Annotated in this window: 11 protein-coding genes; 6 read left to right on the plus strand and 5 right to left on the minus strand. The window is 62.9% G+C overall.

Features of this window, described 5'->3' with window-relative positions; genetic code table 11:
* Positions 1-10: 10 nt before the first annotated feature.
* A complete protein-coding gene (locus BS300_RS16175) occupies positions 11-1,117 on the minus strand; it encodes a hypothetical protein (protein WP_071913992.1) in 1,107 nt (368 codons plus the stop codon).
* A gap of 159 nt (positions 1,118-1,276) precedes the next feature.
* Between BS300_RS16175 and BS300_RS16180 the strand changes: the two genes are divergently transcribed.
* The 5 genes from BS300_RS16180 (at position 1,277) to dtd (ending at position 7,146) form a co-directional block, all read left to right on the plus strand.
* Complete coding sequence (locus BS300_RS16180) at positions 1,277-2,710, plus strand: DUF2867 domain-containing protein (protein WP_071913994.1); 1,434 nt, start codon at positions 1,277-1,279, stop codon at positions 2,708-2,710.
* Between the two features lie 147 nt (positions 2,711-2,857).
* A complete protein-coding gene (locus BS300_RS16185) occupies positions 2,858-4,084 on the plus strand; it encodes an aromatic amino acid transporter (protein ID WP_071913996.1) in 1,227 nt (408 codons plus the stop codon).
* 240 nt (positions 4,085-4,324) lie between these two features.
* Positions 4,325-5,566: a malic enzyme-like NAD(P)-binding protein gene (locus BS300_RS16190; RefSeq protein ID WP_071913998.1), complete on the plus strand. Its 1,242-nt coding sequence runs from the start codon at positions 4,325-4,327 to the stop codon at positions 5,564-5,566.
* Positions 5,567-5,743: 177 nt separating this feature from the next.
* The gene (locus BS300_RS16195; RefSeq protein ID WP_041209731.1) at positions 5,744-6,616 is read left to right on the plus strand and encodes a virulence factor BrkB family protein; all 873 of its coding nucleotides are present in this window, start codon (positions 5,744-5,746) and stop codon (positions 6,614-6,616) included.
* Positions 6,617-6,708: 92 nt separating this feature from the next.
* Positions 6,709-7,146: a D-aminoacyl-tRNA deacylase gene (gene dtd / locus BS300_RS16200; RefSeq protein ID WP_071914000.1), complete on the plus strand. Its 438-nt coding sequence runs from the start codon at positions 6,709-6,711 to the stop codon at positions 7,144-7,146.
* Here dtd and BS300_RS16205 read toward each other — a convergent pair.
* Positions 7,135-7,815, minus strand: coding sequence for a methyltransferase domain-containing protein (locus tag BS300_RS16205; RefSeq protein WP_071914002.1), 681 nt, complete (start codon positions 7,813-7,815; stop codon positions 7,135-7,137). The genes dtd and BS300_RS16205 overlap by 12 nt on opposite strands.
* A gap of 170 nt (positions 7,816-7,985) precedes the next feature.
* Between BS300_RS16205 and BS300_RS16210 the strand changes: the two genes are divergently transcribed.
* The gene (locus BS300_RS16210) at positions 7,986-8,894 is read left to right on the plus strand and encodes a bifunctional GNAT family N-acetyltransferase/hotdog fold thioesterase (protein ID WP_071914004.1); all 909 of its coding nucleotides are present in this window, start codon (positions 7,986-7,988) and stop codon (positions 8,892-8,894) included.
* Positions 8,895-8,951: 57 nt separating this feature from the next.
* On the opposite strand, the gene BS300_RS16215 is transcribed toward BS300_RS16210, so the two are convergent.
* The 3 genes from BS300_RS16215 to pssA all read right to left on the minus strand — a co-directional run bounded on the left by BS300_RS16215 (position 8,952) and on the right by pssA (position 14,718).
* On the minus strand, positions 8,952-11,051 hold the full coding sequence (locus BS300_RS16215) for an AsmA family protein (RefSeq protein WP_071914006.1): 2,100 nt from the start codon (positions 11,049-11,051) through the stop codon (positions 8,952-8,954).
* 58 nt (positions 11,052-11,109) lie between these two features.
* Positions 11,110-13,179 carry an ATP-dependent DNA helicase RecG gene (gene recG, locus BS300_RS16220; protein WP_071914008.1) on the minus strand — a complete coding sequence of 690 codons (2,070 nt, stop codon included), beginning with the start codon at positions 13,177-13,179 and terminating at the stop codon, positions 11,110-11,112.
* 189 nt (positions 13,180-13,368) lie between these two features.
* Positions 13,369-14,718 carry a CDP-diacylglycerol--serine O-phosphatidyltransferase gene (gene pssA, locus BS300_RS16225; RefSeq protein ID WP_019445053.1) on the minus strand — a complete coding sequence of 450 codons (1,350 nt, stop codon included), beginning with the start codon at positions 14,716-14,718 and terminating at the stop codon, positions 13,369-13,371.
* Positions 14,719-14,805 lie beyond the last annotated feature (87 nt).

Here is a 14,805-nt window from a genome sequence, read left to right on the forward strand (position 1 = left end):
GGTGCAGGGGTCAGACCCGCAGGTCGACCTGCTGCACCCAGCCTCCCTTGCCCTGCTCGGTCACATAGAGACCGGACTGGCGCAGCACCCCCTGATTGCCGCTTTCCCCCAGATGGTTGAAGGGGGTGTCGAGGGGATGGAGCAGGATGGCGCCGATCCCCAGCTCCACCAGGGCGATGGGGGATTGCTCCGGCTGCCAGAACTGCAGCGCCGAGAACTGGCTATCCCGCTCGTCCAGCACCCCGTTGCCATCCTCATCCAGGGTTGCCAGCTCGCCAAAACCGTTGCCGGAGCGGGCCCCGAACAGCTCGCCGCCATCGTCTATGGTGCCGTTGCCGTTGCGATCCAGCGCCACAAAGCCGCTGCCTTCACTCAAGCCCGGCAGGCTATCCTCTTTGCCATCCTGATCAATGTCGAACTTGACCCGGGCGTCGGTCAGGCCGGCGATTTTTCCATCCAGACTGAGCACCAGCGGATCCTTGAGGGCATTGAGGGTAGTGCGGCGCTTGCTGATATCGAGCTGGCGCCAGTCCAGTACAAAACCGAGATCAAGTTGCAGGCTCTGGCCATCCTGAGTCTCTATGCTGGCCGAGGCGACTACGTTGAGCTGCTCCTTTTGCAGCAGGCTGTCGGTTACTTCCACCAGTTGATCCGGTTCGGCGGCGGGTTGACTGCCGTCGCCCGTCGGGGAGTTCACCCCCTCCGCGCTCTGGTCGGTCGGTTTGATCGGATCCGGCAGCTCGATTTCGTGGCCCAGCATCGCCTCGATCATCAGCTTGATAAGCCGCTGGTGGTTGTCGAGCCCGTCGTTGGGAACGCCGTTCTCCTCCTGATATTTACTCCCCTCCGCTTTGGCTGGTGCGGCTGTCGTCTGCGGGGGAGTCTGGGTATTGCTCCGGCTGCTGGCTTGCAGCGTCAGGGCACTGGCTTGCATCAGGGTAGTTCGCTGCTCGCCGGATGACGGTGTGGCGGCCGTCCCGTTGACGCCATTGGCCTGTGGCGTGACCGGTCCCAGTCTGCGCACCTTGCGGGCTTGCGCCTGTTGCTGCCGGTATTGCACCTCCCCTTGGAGGTCGTAGTGATCGATGCGCATATCTTCGCCCTCGGCGCTATACATCTGGTCAGTTATCGACCAGAGAATGAACCGGGATTAACACCAAATCGGACTAACAGGCAGAATTGTTAGTTCCATGTTGCAAAGTGACGGTGAGGCTGGATGATGGGCATTCAGGTTGCCAGCCCGGTGGCCGGGACGACAATGGAAAGGGGAGATAGGATGAGAAACTGTCTGGTGATGGGGGCGGCGGGCTATATAGGCTCCTATCTGGTGCCTCACCTGCAAACGTTGGGCTACAGGGTGATTGCCGGGGCGCGCCGTCCCTGCCGCTTGCCTGAGGGGGTCGAGTTTCGCCTCGCCGACAGCCTCAAGCCCATCACCCTGCTGCCTGCGCTGGCGGGCATCGATACCGTTTTTTATCTGGTGCATGCCATGGGGGCGGGGGCCGATTTTCACCGGCTGGAGCAGCAGGGAGTGAAGAACTTTGCTGCCGCCGCCCGCGCCGCCGGGGTGCGCCGCATCATCTATCTCGGGGCAATCCAGCCGGAGCAGTGCAACAGTCGCCATCTCAACTCCCGCCGCCACTGTGGCGAGCTGTTTCGTGAATCCGGCGTACCGACGGTGGAGCTGCGCGCAGGCATTATCATCGGCCCGGGCTCGGCGGCGTTCGAGGTGATGCGGGATCTGGTGTTCAACCTGCCGCTGATGGTGACGCCCAAATGGGTGCGCTCGCGCACGCCGCCGATTGCGCTGTCCAACCTGCTGCACTATCTGGGTGGGCTGGTGGAAGCCGACGAGGTGGATGGTCGCATCTTCAATGCGGTCGGCCCAGAACTGCTCAGCTATCAACAGCAGTTGCAGAAGTTCGCCGCCCATATCGGCAAACGCTGTCCCATCATTCCCATCCCGTTTCTGAGTCCGCGTCTCTCCGCCTGGTGGCTGCAGTTTGTCACCTCGGTGCCGCAGCCGGTGGCCAAGGCGCTGGTGGGCGGTCTCAAGCACGATATTCCGGCCGATGACGGCCCGCTGCGTGCCCTGCTGCCACAGACCCTGCTCAGCTTCGACGAGGCACTGGCGGAGAGTCTGGCGCTGGAGCAGAAGCTGGGGGCCGAGCAGCAGGGGCAGGAGACGCCGCTCGGCCTGCGCTGGCGCCATCCCGAATATGGCTTCTATGACCGTACTGCCAGCGGCGATGCCATCTGTCTCGCCTCCCCCGAGGTGGTATGGCAGGTGTTGCAGCGGCTGGGGGGCGAGAAGCGCTACTTCTACATGAACCAGCTGTGGGTGGTGCGCGAATGGATGGATCACCTGATCGGCGGCCCGGCACGCATCCGGGGTCGCACCAATCCCGATCGCTTCGTGAAGGGTGACATGCTCGACTCCTGGCAGATCCTCGGGGTGGATGAGGGGCGCAGGCTCGATCTGCTGTTCAACATGAAGGCCCCGGGCGTCGGCCGGCTGGAGTTCAACATCCTGCCGGAGGAGTCCGGGTTGACCCGCATCCGGGTCACCGCTCACTGGCATCCGCAGGGCGCCTGGGGGCTGGCTTACTGGCTCGCCATGCTGCCGTTCCACCTCTTCATCTTTCAGGGGATGACCGAGGCTATCGCCAGAGAGGCGGAGGCGAAAGCCGGGATCCCCGTAATGGATTGAGCCTCCTTTCTTCGCTCGGATGGCGCTGGCTGTACACGTCAGGCCCTCCCTTTGGCCCATATTGAGGTGCTTCCCCGGGCAAAGGCTGGCATCATGCCGCGGTCTTGTTTACCGCGGATAGATAACCAGTCAGAAAAAGAAGGGATTATGAAGAAAAAACCGTCAATTTTGGGGGGCGCCTGCATTATCGCCAGCGTCTGCGTGGGGGCTGGCATGCTCGGTCTGCCGAGTTCGGGGGCGGGGGCCTGGACCCTCTGGTCGGTGTTGGCACTGACCGTCACCATGGTGATGATGACCCTCTCCGGCTGGATGCTGCTGGAAGCCTTCCAGCACCACGACATGCGCGTCTCCTTCAATACCGTGACCCGCGAACTGCTGGGGGAGCGGCTCAACTTCTTCAACAATCTCTCGGTCTACTTTGTCGGCGGCATTCTGCTCTACGCCTACATCACCTCCTCCGGCGCCATCCTGCAGGGGATTCTGGGGATCGACAGCAAGCTCGCTTCCGTGCTGTTCGTGGCAGTTTTTTCGCTGGTGGTCTGGCACTCGACCCGCGCCGTTGACCGCATCTCTGTGGTGCTGATCGCCTTCATGATCATCAGCTTCGCCCTCGGCGTGACCGGTCTGCTCGGCCATATCAAGCTGCCGACCCTGCTCGATCTGGCTGGTGGCGAGAGTCACTACGCCCCCTATGCCATGGCGATGCTGCCGGTGGCGCTCACCTCATTTGGCTATCACCACTCGGTCGCCTCCCTGCGCGCCTACTACCAGAACGAACGGCAGGCAAAGTGGGCGATTCTGGGGGGAACCCTGATCGCGCTGGCGCTCTATGTGCTCTGGCTGCTGGGGATCTTCGGCAACCTGCCCCGTCAGGAGTTCGCCCCCGTGATTGCCCAGGGCGGCGATGTGAACGTGCTGCTGAAGGCGCTCTCCGGTGTCATCGAGTCGGAGCAGGTGGCCAGCGCTATCAACGGCTTCTCCATGGCGGCCATTCTTTCCTCCTTTATCGGGGTGGGGCTCGGGGTGTTCGACTATCTGGCGGATCTGTTCAAGTTCGACAACAGTCGTGCCGGTCGCTGCAAGAGCTGGGCTGTTACCTTCCTGCCACCGCTGCTGCTCTCGCTGCTTTTCCCGTTCGGCTTCCTGCTGGCCATCGGTTATGCCGGCGCGGTGGCCACAGTGTGGACCTGTCTCATTCCGGCGCTGCTGGTGCTGAAGTTCCGCGCCCGGGCTGCCGGTGGCAGCGCAGCCCCCCATTTCGTCACCCCGGGTGGCAAGCTGGTGGCCTGGCTGCTGATCCTGTTCGGACTGGCGACCGCACTGTTCCACTTCCTCGCGATGGCGAACCTGCTGCCGGTCTACTCGGGTCAGTAATCGGCACGCAGGGTCACATGACGGCGGCAGGGCAACTTGCCGCCATTTTTTGCACCTGCAGTGCAGGATCTATAACTAAAGTGGTATCTGTGGCTAGGGGATGGTGCTAAGCGAACTGGTCTGATCTGGCTAATGGCAGCATGATCTGCTGGGCATGCCCACCGCTTTCTTTTATGATCCCCGCCCTTCTGCGTGCCCCCTGCCGGCACCTCATTTGCACCAACCACATCGGGGTCCCCCATGTCCGATCTGCGTCAAGAAGCACTCGATTACCATGCCCAGCCCGTACCGGGCAAAATTGCCATCGCCCTGACCAAGCCAGCCGAAACCGCCCGCGATCTGGCGCTGGCCTACAGCCCGGGTGTTGCCGAGCCGGTGCGCGAGATCGCCGCCAACCCGGCCGATGCCTACCGCTATACCGGCAAAGGCAATCTGGTGGCAGTCATCTCCAATGGCACCGCCATTCTGGGTCTGGGCAATCTGGGGCCGCTGGCCTCCAAGCCGGTGATGGAGGGTAAGGCCCTGCTGTTCAAACGCTTCGCCGGCATCGACGCCATCGACATCGAGGTGAAGCACGAGACCAGCCAGCAGTTCATCGACACGGTGGCGGCTATCGCCGATACCTTCGGCGGCATCAATCTGGAAGATATCAAGGCGCCGGAGTGTTTCGAGATCGAGCAGGCGCTGATCGAGCGCTGCGATATTCCGGTGTTCCATGATGACCAGCACGGTACCGCCATCGTCACCGCTGCCGGTCTGCTCAATGCACTGGAGATCCAGGGCAAGCTCATCAGCGACAGCCGCATCGTCTGCATGGGGGCGGGGGCTGCCGCCACCGCCTGCATGGACCTGCTGATCAAGTGTGGCGCCAGAGCGCACAACATCTTCATGCTGGATCGTCAGGGTGTTATCCACACCGGCCGCAGCGATCTCAACAAGTACAAGCAGCGCTTCGCCAACGAGACCCCGCTGCGCACCCTGATGGATGTCATCGAAGGGGCGGATGTGTTTGTCGGTGTCTCCGGCCCCGATGTGCTGCCCGCCGAGGCGGTCGCCCTGATGGCGCCCAATCCGGTGATCTTCGCCTGCTCCAACCCGGACCCGGAGATCAAGCCGGCGCTGGCCCACGGGGTGCGCAGCGACCTCATCATGGGCACCGGTCGCTCCGACTACCCGAACCAGATCAACAACGTGCTCTGCTTCCCCTTCATCTTCCGCGGCGCCCTCGATGCCCGTGCCAGCCGTATCAACGATGCCATGAAGATTGCCGCGGTCGAGGCGATCCGTGCGCTGGCCAAGGAGCCGGTGCCGGCCGAGGTGCTGACCGCCGCCGGGGTGAGCGAGCTCGCCTTCGGCAAGGATTACGTCATTCCCAAGCCGATGGATGCCCGTCTGCTGCCGCGGGTTGCCCGCGCCGTGGCGCTGGCGGCGGTGGCCTCCGGCGTCGCCCGCATCGAGCTGCCTGCGGACTACATGCTGTAATCCGGCGTTGCAAACGGCCCCCATGGCGGGGCCGTTTTTATCTCTGCTTCTGGCGACAGCCAGAGACGCCATACGGGTGACAGGTTGGGGGAGATGGGGGCAAATCGGGTTCAAAGGTGGTCAAACAGCGCTCTCCTCTGACACAATATTGCCACTATGACGCTAACGAGAATCAAGATGCAGCAGCCTGTCAGCGGCCGTTTGGCCCACGCCCTCTCCTTCTTGCGCCATGATGGTCGCCACTTTGCCCAGTTTGTCTGGGGCCGTTTCCAGCAGGACAGATTGACGGTGACCGCCGGCTATCTGGCCTATGTCACCCTGCTTTCGCTGGTGCCGATGATCGCCGTGGTCTTTGGCATGATGTCCGCCTTCCCGGTGTTCCAGAGCCTCAAACAGGCGATGGAGCAGTTCGTCTACCACAACTTCGTGCCGACGGCGGGAGAGGTGCTCAAGGAGTACATCGACGGCTTCGTCGCCAATGCCACCAACACCACTGCGGTGGGGATCGGGGCGCTGGTGGTGGTGGCGCTGATGCTGATCTCCGCCATCGACAAGAACCTCAACTACATCTGGCGTTCGACCCAGGGCCGCCCGCTGGCGCAGGCCTTCGCCATGTACTGGATGATCCTCACCCTGGGGCCCGTGCTTATCGGGGCCAGTATCGCCATCTCCTCCTACATCTTCTCGCTGCGGCTGTTTGGCGCCGAGAGCCTGTTCGGCATCGGCTATCTGCTGCTGCGAGGCTTGCCGTTCCTCTTCTCGGTGCTCACCTTCCTGCTGGTCTATACCGTGGTGCCGAACTGCAAGGTGCGGCTGGCCCACGCCTTTATCGGCGCGCTGGTGGCGGCGACCCTGTTCGAGCTGGCCAAGCGCGGTTTTGCCATCTACATCACCAGCTTCCCCTCCTATCAGGCCATCTACGGCGCGCTGGCCACCATCCCGATCCTGTTTGTCTGGGTCTATTTGAGTTGGCTGGTGGTGCTGCTTGGTGCGGAGACCACCGCCTGCCTCGGCGAGTACGAGAAACCGGCGAGCGAGGAGCTTGGCTAAGCCATCGCCTTGGCCACCGGTTTATTGGTAGCATCGACGACCGCCCCTGCAATCGAGCCGGGGCGGTCGTTCTGTTTTGAGAGGAGAGGGATGTGATTGCACTGATTCAGCGGGTCTCCGAGGCCAGCGTGACTGTCGAGGGGGAGGTGACCGGCGCCATCGGTCAGGGGTTGTTGGTGCTGCTCGGGGTGGAGCAGGGGGATGACGAGGCCAAGGCCGACAAACTGCTGCACAAGGTGAGCGGCTATCGGGTCTTCTCCGACGAGAATGGCAAGATGAACCTCAATGTCAGCCAGATCGGTGGCCGCCTGCTGGTGGTCTCCCAGTTTACCCTGGCGGCCGATACCAAGAGCGGGATGCGCCCCAGCTTCTCCTGCGGTGCCCACCCGAGCGAGGCCGAACGCCTCTATGACTACTTCGTGGCGAAGGCTGCTGCCAGCGGCATCCCGACCGAAACCGGGCGTTTTGCCGCCGACATGAAGGTGGCGCTGGTCAACGACGGCCCGGTTACCTTCTGGCTACAGGTCTGAGGATGCCTGATCCCGCGGTATGACGTGGACGATCACGTTGATGAGCCCTGCGACCGGATAGGGGGTAGCCGGGCCAATCCACTGCTCGATCAGCGTCAGGGCGTGGGTTAGCTCCAGTTCGGTGCGCGGCAACAGGTTGATGACCAGAGTGCCGCAGAGGCGGGGAGCCAGCGCCCGGTAGAGCCGCTCCTGAAACAGCAGCAGCGGGTTGCCATCCTGACTGAAGAGATCGAGCAGGATGAGGTCGTACTGCTGCTCGCTCTGCTCCAGAAAGGCGAGGGCATCGGCCTGATGGAGTGCCGGAGCGGCGCGTTCATCGCTCTCCTGATGCTGGAAAAACTGCTGATAAACGGTCAGCACCTCTTCGTCGAGATCGACGCATTCGTGGTGAGCCGAGGGCCAGCGTTGACTCAGATGGCGGGTGAGATCACCGCCACCCAACCCCAGTTCGAGGATCTGCCCGGCCTGTTCCGGCAGCAGGCAGGCGATGACCCGCTGATGGGGCAGACAGAGGGCTGCGGGGTCGGCGAGCGACATGGCGGATTGCACCACACCGTCTATCTCCAGCCAGCGGTGCTGGTCATTCTCCTGCACGGTGAGGCGGCGCTGGGGTTTGACGCTGAGGTGCAACAAGTGATCGGCTTGGTACGCTTGCAGATTGAAGTCCATGAATTTGCACGGCAAGATGGTTTCCGACCAGTGTAACTCAAGGATCGATCTATGTACCGGGTGGTCACCCCCCAAACGGCAGCCGAGCCGGGTACTTACTGCAAGCTGCGCTGGAAACGTCTGTGTAAGCCCTTCCATCTGCCAGTCGGCGCAAACTCAAGGATGAAACTATGTATCGGGTAGTCACCCCTCAGACAGCCGCCGAGCTGGATGCCTATTACCAGTTGCGCTGGGAACTTCTGCGTAAACCCTTCAATCTGCCCGTCGGTTCCGAGCGGGACGAATACGACACCGTTGCCATTCACCGGCTGATGCTGGCGCCCGACGGCACCCCCATCGCAGTGGGGCGCCTCTTTATCGGCGGTGACGAGGCGCAGATCCGCTTTATGGCGCTGCGTCCCGAATATCGCGGCCAGGGGCTGGGCGCCAAGATGGTGGAGGATCTCGAGCAGCTGGCCCGCAGCGAGAAGGTGAAACGGCTGGTGATGAACGCCCGTCAGGAGGCGGTGGAGTTCTATCGCAAGTGCGGTTTTCTCGAAGTGGGGGGCGGCCCCGTCTCCTTTGGCCGCATTCCCCATCGCCAGATGATCAAATCCCTGAGCCCGTTGCAGACTATCCAGTATCGGCCGGAGTGGTGTCAGGATCTCACCACCCGCTGGTCGCGCGGGGTGCCCATCAGCGAGAAGATGGGAATGCACATCAGCCACTACGATGGCCAGACCTTCCACCTCAAGGCCAATCTGGCGGCCAACCTCAACGTGCACGGCAGCATGTTTGCCGGCAGTGTCTACAGCCAGTGTGTGCTGGCGGGTTGGGGGCTGATCTGGCTGCAACTTAAAGAAGAGGGGCTGGTGGGCGAACCGGTGCTGGCCGAGAGCACCATCAAATATCATGGCTCGGTCGATGAGGAGCCGGAGGCGCGGGTTGCCCGCGAGGGGATGCCTGCCGTGCTGCAGCCGCTCAAACGGGGCGAGCCTGCGACTTTCAGCCTCAAGATCCAGCTGTTCAGTGGCAGCAAGCTGGCGGCGGAGTTCCTCGGTCATTACGTGGTGCAGCCGGTCAAGCGGCCGGGCCATTAACGGCAGCGCGCTCCGCCACAAAACAAACAAGGCCTCATTATGAGGCCTTGTCTGTTTTTACTCTTGCTGACTGTTGGTCGTCTGCTCGGTTTGGGCTTGGGCTTGGGCTTGGGCTTTTGGCGCCGGAGCCGGTCGCCAGAGTGGCGCACTGTTACCCTGCGGCGGGTAGCGCACCCCGGTCTCCCAGCCGCAGCCATCCGGCTTCTGTTTGAAGTCCCAGCTCAGAGTGGGCGCGGTGAGCGGGCCGCGCCACTGGCCGATAAGCTCGGCGCAGCGGTTGCCGTTGAGCACTCCCAGATCGAGTTGCCACTGCTCCTTGACCAGATCGATGCCGCCCTGTGCACCCAGCAGGTGAGTGATGGTGGAGGCGCCAGCTTGGTCGAGCTGCAGCTGTCCCTTGTCGATCTTGCCCTGCACCCTGACGCGGTAGAAGGGGGTATCGCCACCCTGCATCGCCTGCCACAGCTGATCCGGATTGAGCGCCGGCGCCGTTGCCTGCTTGAACCACTGATCCAGCAGCGGGTCTATCTTCACCTTGTCCCAGAAGGGCTCGTTGGCGTCGAGGGCGAAACTGCCCTGCAGGGTGCTGCGCCACTCACCCGGTGCGCTGCCGTGCTCCGCCTGCAGGTCGGCACTCAGATCTGCCTTGCCGGAGAAGGAGACAGGAGAGCCGAACATCTTGCCCCACTGCTCCAGATCGAGCTTGGTCGCCTTCAACTGCAGGGTGCTGCTCTGGCCCGGTTCGCGCGCCCATTGGCCACTCATGCTGAGGCTGCCCTCATCCGGCAGCGAGCTGGTGAGCTTGCCCAGTTGCCAGGAGCTGGGGGTCAGCTCGCCATCCAGTTCACCGTTGCGGGCGCTGAGGCCATCCCATACCAGCTCGAACCACTTGCTCTCGATACGGGCACGGCCCAGCAGCGGGCCGGGCTGATTGCCACGCAGGGCGAGATCGCTCAGGTAGAGCTGCCAGCCGGTCAGCGACAGAGGGATTGAATCGTCGAAGGAGAGCACCTTGAGCTTGTCGAACGCCAGCTTGCGGATATCCACCTGCTGCGGGCGCCAGCCCTGCCAATCCTGCCACCAACCCTGCGGCAGGCTGATATCCATGCCGCTCAGCGCCACGTCTTTCAGGGTCAGCTTCTGCTGCTGGGTATCGAGGGAGAGCTCGACATTGAACTCCCCTTCATAGGCTTTGCCCTGCAGTTCGCCGTCGAGCTGCTGGGGTGAGAAGGCGAGCTTGCCCTTGATCCCCTCCAGCTGGAACAGGCCGCGGCCCATGTCGCCCAGGGTGCCGCTCAGATAGCCGGTGGGCTGGTTGCCCGCCTGCCAGTTGAAGGCGGTGAGCTGGCCACTGAAGTTGTTGAAGGAGAGCTCCTGCTCGATGGAGTTGATGCTCACCTGGTCGAACTGGCCGCGATCCAGCGACACCTGCCGCAGCGGGAATTGGTGCTGTGCCAGATCCCCCAGCTCGACCCGCATGCCGCGCGCCTTGAGATCGTGCAGTTCTAGGGTTCGTGCCGGCCAGTCGAGCACCATGCCGCTCTCCAGCAGGCCGTCAAACAGGTTGGTCACCAGCTTGTCGCTGCGCAGTACCTCTCCCTCCAGCCGCCCTTTCAGGCTGAGACGGGCGAAGGTGAACTGTGGTGTCTCCAGCTGGCCGATGTTGAGGGTCAGGTTGGCTTGTGGCTGGCGTTTCGGATCGATCAGATCCCAGTCGCTCAGGGTGGCGTTGAGGCCGCGCAGGGTCAGCCCGTCGCTCTCAAGGCTTAGCCTGTCTATGGTGCTGTCACCGATGGAGAGGGAGTGCACCGGCAGGCTGGGCAGCTGGTTGGGCAGCGGCAGCTTGATGGCGGGGCGAATGAGGTCGAGATGGGCGATCCGCACATCGCGGCTCAGCCAGTCGATGCTCTCTATCTCCAGATAGATCTTGTCGAGGGAGACGGCATCGCCGTAGCGCACCTGATCCGCCAGCAGGGTGTAGGGGTGGAGCGGGTTGAATACCAGTCGCCCTATGGTGACCGGTACGCCGGTCTGCTGGCTGATCCAGCTGGCGATGGGGCCTTTGGCTCGCTCGGCGTCGAACAGACCGAGGGCAACCCAGACAAAGAGCAGCAGGAAGGCAAAGGTGTAGAGCAGGCCGCGTAGCCAGGAATTCATAAGTGCTTTCCTCCTGTATTGGTTGAGTGATCAGGTGTTGGCAGCGTGATTCCGCAGGTCAGGCATTGGAATAGTGATCCCGTAAGCCAAGCCAGCGCCGTATCAAGGGTTCGACATGACTCGGATGCCTATCCATGAGGAAGCGCGCCATCTTCTGTACCTGTGGAATAAGCGGCTGATCCCGCACCAGATCGGCGATCTTGAGATCGGCCAGACCGGTCTGGCGGGTGCCGAGCAGTTCCCCCGGGCCGCGCAGTTCCAGATCGCGCTGAGCGATGAGGAAGCCATCGTTGGTCTCACGCAGCACCCCGAGCCGGCTCTGGGCCGTTTTGGACAAGGGGGCATGATAGAGCAGCACGCAGTGCGAGGCTACCGCTCCGCGTCCGACCCGGCCGCGCAGCTGGTGCAGCTGCGCCAGCCCGAGCCGTTCCGGGTTCTCGATGATCATCAGGCTGGCGTTGGGCACATCCACCCCCACCTCGATGACGGTGGTGGCGACCAGCAGTTGCAGTATGCCTGCCTTGAACTCCTCCATCACCCGCTGTTTCTCGACCGGGCGCATCCGGCCATGTACCAGCCCGATGTGCAGGCCGGGCAGCAGGTTCTGCAGCTCGGCGGCGGTATCCTCGGCGGCCTGACACTCCAGCACCTCCGACTCCTCGATCAGGGTGCATACCCAGTAGGCCTGCTTGCCCTCGGTGCAGGCGAGTTTGACCCGCTCGATCACGTCGCCGCGACGGCTGTCGGGCAGCGCTACCGTGGTGATGGGGGTTCGGCCTGGCGGCAGCTCGTCGATGACCGAGGTGTCGAGGTCGGCATAGGCGGTCATCGCCAGGGTGCGGGGGATGGGGGTAGCGGTCATGATGAGCTGATGGGGATGCACCCCCTCCCGCTCCCCTTTCTCGCGCAGGGCGAGGCGCTGATGAACCCCGAATCTGTGCTGTTCATCGATGATGACCAGCGCCAGACGCTGGAACACCACCTGCTCCTGAAAGATGGCGTGGGTGCCCACCACCATCTTGACGCTGCCATCGGCGATGGCGGCCAGCGCCTCTTCCCGCGCCTTGCCTTTCTGCTTGCCGGCCAGCCAGCCGACTCCGATGCCGAGCGGCTCCAGCCACTTGGCGAAGTTGATGGCGTGCTGTTCCGCCAGCAGCTCGGTCGGCGCCATCAAGCCCACCTGACAGCCGTTGCCGATGGCCTGCAGGGCGGCCAGCGCTGCGACCAGGGTCTTGCCGGAGCCTACGTCACCCTGCACCAGCCGCATCATGGGGTGACTCTGTTGCAGATCCTTGCTTATCTCGGCCACCACCCGGCTCTGGGCGCCGGTGGGCTTGAACGGCAGGGCGCCGAGCAGCTGTTCAACCAGCTCGGGAGCCGGTTTGAGGGCGCGGGCCAGCTGGGTTTGTGCCTGAGCGCGCACCTTGAGTACCGAGAGGTTGTGAGCCAGCAGCTCCTCCAGCACCAGCCGCTGCTGGGCCGGATGTTGACCGCTTTCGAGCAGCGGCAGCGCCACCGAGGGGGGTGGACGATGCAGCAGCTTCAGAGCAGCGGCCAGCTCAATCTGGTGGGGATAGAGGCCGGCGGGCAGCAGCTCCTCGACGCCATAAAGGTCGAGCTGGGCCAGCGCCTGATCGGTGAGGTTGCGCAGGGTGAGCTGGCGCAGCCCTTCGGTAGTCGGGTAGACGGGGGTGAGCGCCTCTTCGGTCTGGCCGGCTTGCTCCTCGCCGAGCAGCTTGTACTCGGGGTGGGCCATCTCCAGCCCGTATTTGCCGGGGCGCACCTCGCCAAAGCAGCGGATCAGGCGGCCCGTCGCCAGACTGTTCTTCTGGGCGGCGGTGAAGTTGAAGAAGCGCAGGGTGAGGGTGCCGGTGCCATCGCTGATACGGCAGACCAGCATGCGACGGCGCCCCATCACCAGCTGAGTGTCCTGGATCTCCCCCTCAACGGCGCCGTGCAGGCCGGGCGGCAGATCGCCGATGGGCCACACCTGGGTGCGGTCCTCGTAGCGCAGGGGGAGGTGGAACAGCAGGTCCTGTACCGTGGCCAGACCCAGCCGCTCGAGCTTCTCCTGCATCTTGCTGCCGACACCCTTGAGGCTGTCGAGAGGAATTTTATCCAATTTCATCAATTAGATGCCCGAAAACACTGTAAATATGTCCAGATGATAGGGGTTGTTGAGGGGCCGATGCAAGCCGAGTTGCTGCTGGCTGGGTCGCCAACGCGGGGGAGATGGCGGATATAACAAAGGCCTGCCGAAAACGGGAGGCCTTGGTCTGATTGCCGTTGGGCTGGGTGGGCGCTGCGCGCCCCTGGGTCAGATGATCCGCTTGAGCAGCAGATGGGCCTTGACCCGGTGGATCCGTCCCAGCAGCTTGCGCACCTGCTCCGGGTAGTCGTGGATCTGCTCTACCTGATCGAAGTGGCTGATCCGCTTGGTGTTGGCCAGAATGTTCTCCCGCTCGGCATTGAACTGGGGACGCAGGTGGTGGCGACGATCGTGCACCAGCAGGCCGTTCTCCAGATCCAGCGCCCAGGCGCGCGGGTTGAGGTTGTTGCCGGTGAGCAGGGCCCACTCGTCATCCACGAAGATCCCCTTGAGATGGTAGGAGTTGCGCTCGCAACACCAGAGCATCAGGTTGAGGCGGCCATCATCGATGTGATGCTGGTTGCGCTCGGCAAACTTGCGCAGGTTGGTCTCGTAGAGATAGGGCAGGCCGCCGATGGTGGAGAACTTCTCCTCCGGCGGGATGAAGAAGTCGTTGGCGGTCTTGTCGCCCACCACAATCGTTACCTTGCAGCCGCGCTGCAGCAGATCCTCGATATCCTTGCTCAACTCCTTGGGCGGGTTGAAGTAAGGGGTACAGATGAAGATCTCCCGCTCGGTGGAGCGCACCAGATTGCGGATCATCTGGTTGAGCTGGTTGTTGCGCTTGCCCAGACCCGCCATCGGGGTAATGGCCACCTCCTGGGTGTTGACCGGCATGGTGGCGAAGCGGTACTGCCCCTGACGCAGGCTCAGCTTGAAGCGGCGGATCGGCCCTTTCAGCTGTTTGGCGCTGGGCACGTCGCTGCGATCCAGCCGCTGCACGGCGTCGCTCTTCACGAACAGGTCATCCACGTAGTTGACCATGCTGCGGGCCAGCTCCGGGCTGATGATCTGGTGATAGCGGTCGAAGCGGTAGCGATCCTGCTGGTGCAGGTAGATGTCGTTGAGGCTGGCACCGGAGTAGAGCACCGCATCGTCAAAGATGAAGCCCTTGAGGTGCAGCACGCCGAGCAGCTCGCGCCCCTTCACCGGTACGCCGTAGATTTCGATCTTGTGCTCGTAGCGGGCAGCCATCTCCTGATACATCAGGTGGTTGCCACCCTGCTTGCCCTTGCCAATCAGGCCGCGCTGGGCACGGTGGAAGTCGACGAACACCTTGACGTCGAGAGCCGGGTTGCGCTGCTTGGCCTCGTAGAGGGCGGTGAGGATCTCGCGACCCGCGTCGTCATCCTGCAGATAGAGCGCGACCAGATAGATGCGCTGGGTAGCACTGGCGATGAGTGCAAGAATGCGGCGCTTGAAATCCTTGGCGCTGTAGAGCACTTCAAACTGGTCTGCCGCGACGGCGATCTGGGGCAGGCGTGTCAGCAGTTGTCGATAATGGGCCGATGAATGCATAGAGAGACCTGAAATCACGGGGTTAAGCGTTCCACTCGGAGCGATGAATAGGCGATTCTAGCAATCTCGCCCTCTCAGCCAAAGAAA

Source organism: Aeromonas sp. SCS5 (assembly GCF_001887375.1).
In the GTDB taxonomy this organism is placed as follows: domain Bacteria; phylum Pseudomonadota; class Gammaproteobacteria; order Enterobacterales; family Aeromonadaceae; genus Aeromonas; species Aeromonas jandaei.

What these genes read in the sequence shown, in the direction of transcription:
- BS300_RS16185 (WP_071913996.1), top strand. Translation starts at nt 2,858, where the DNA reads ATGAAGAAAAAACCGTCAATTTTGGGGGGCGCCTGCATTATCGCCAGC.
- BS300_RS16205 (WP_071914002.1), bottom strand. Translation starts at nt 7,815, where the DNA reads ATGGACTTCAATCTGCAAGCGTACCAAGCCGATCACTTGTTGCACCTC.
- BS300_RS16215 (WP_071914006.1), bottom strand. Translation starts at nt 11,051, where the DNA reads ATGAATTCCTGGCTACGCGGCCTGCTCTACACCTTTGCCTTCCTGCTG.
- BS300_RS16180 (WP_071913994.1), top strand. Translation starts at nt 1,277, where the DNA reads ATGAGAAACTGTCTGGTGATGGGGGCGGCGGGCTATATAGGCTCCTAT.
- BS300_RS16195 (WP_041209731.1), top strand. Translation starts at nt 5,744, where the DNA reads ATGCAGCAGCCTGTCAGCGGCCGTTTGGCCCACGCCCTCTCCTTCTTG.
- pssA (WP_019445053.1), bottom strand. Translation starts at nt 14,718, where the DNA reads ATGCATTCATCGGCCCATTATCGACAACTGCTGACACGCCTGCCCCAG.
- BS300_RS16210 (WP_071914004.1), top strand. Translation starts at nt 7,986, where the DNA reads ATGTATCGGGTAGTCACCCCTCAGACAGCCGCCGAGCTGGATGCCTAT.
- recG (WP_071914008.1), bottom strand. Translation starts at nt 13,179, where the DNA reads ATGAAATTGGATAAAATTCCTCTCGACAGCCTCAAGGGTGTCGGCAGC.
- BS300_RS16190 (WP_071913998.1), top strand. Translation starts at nt 4,325, where the DNA reads ATGTCCGATCTGCGTCAAGAAGCACTCGATTACCATGCCCAGCCCGTA.
- BS300_RS16175 (WP_071913992.1), bottom strand. Translation starts at nt 1,117, where the DNA reads ATGTATAGCGCCGAGGGCGAAGATATGCGCATCGATCACTACGACCTC.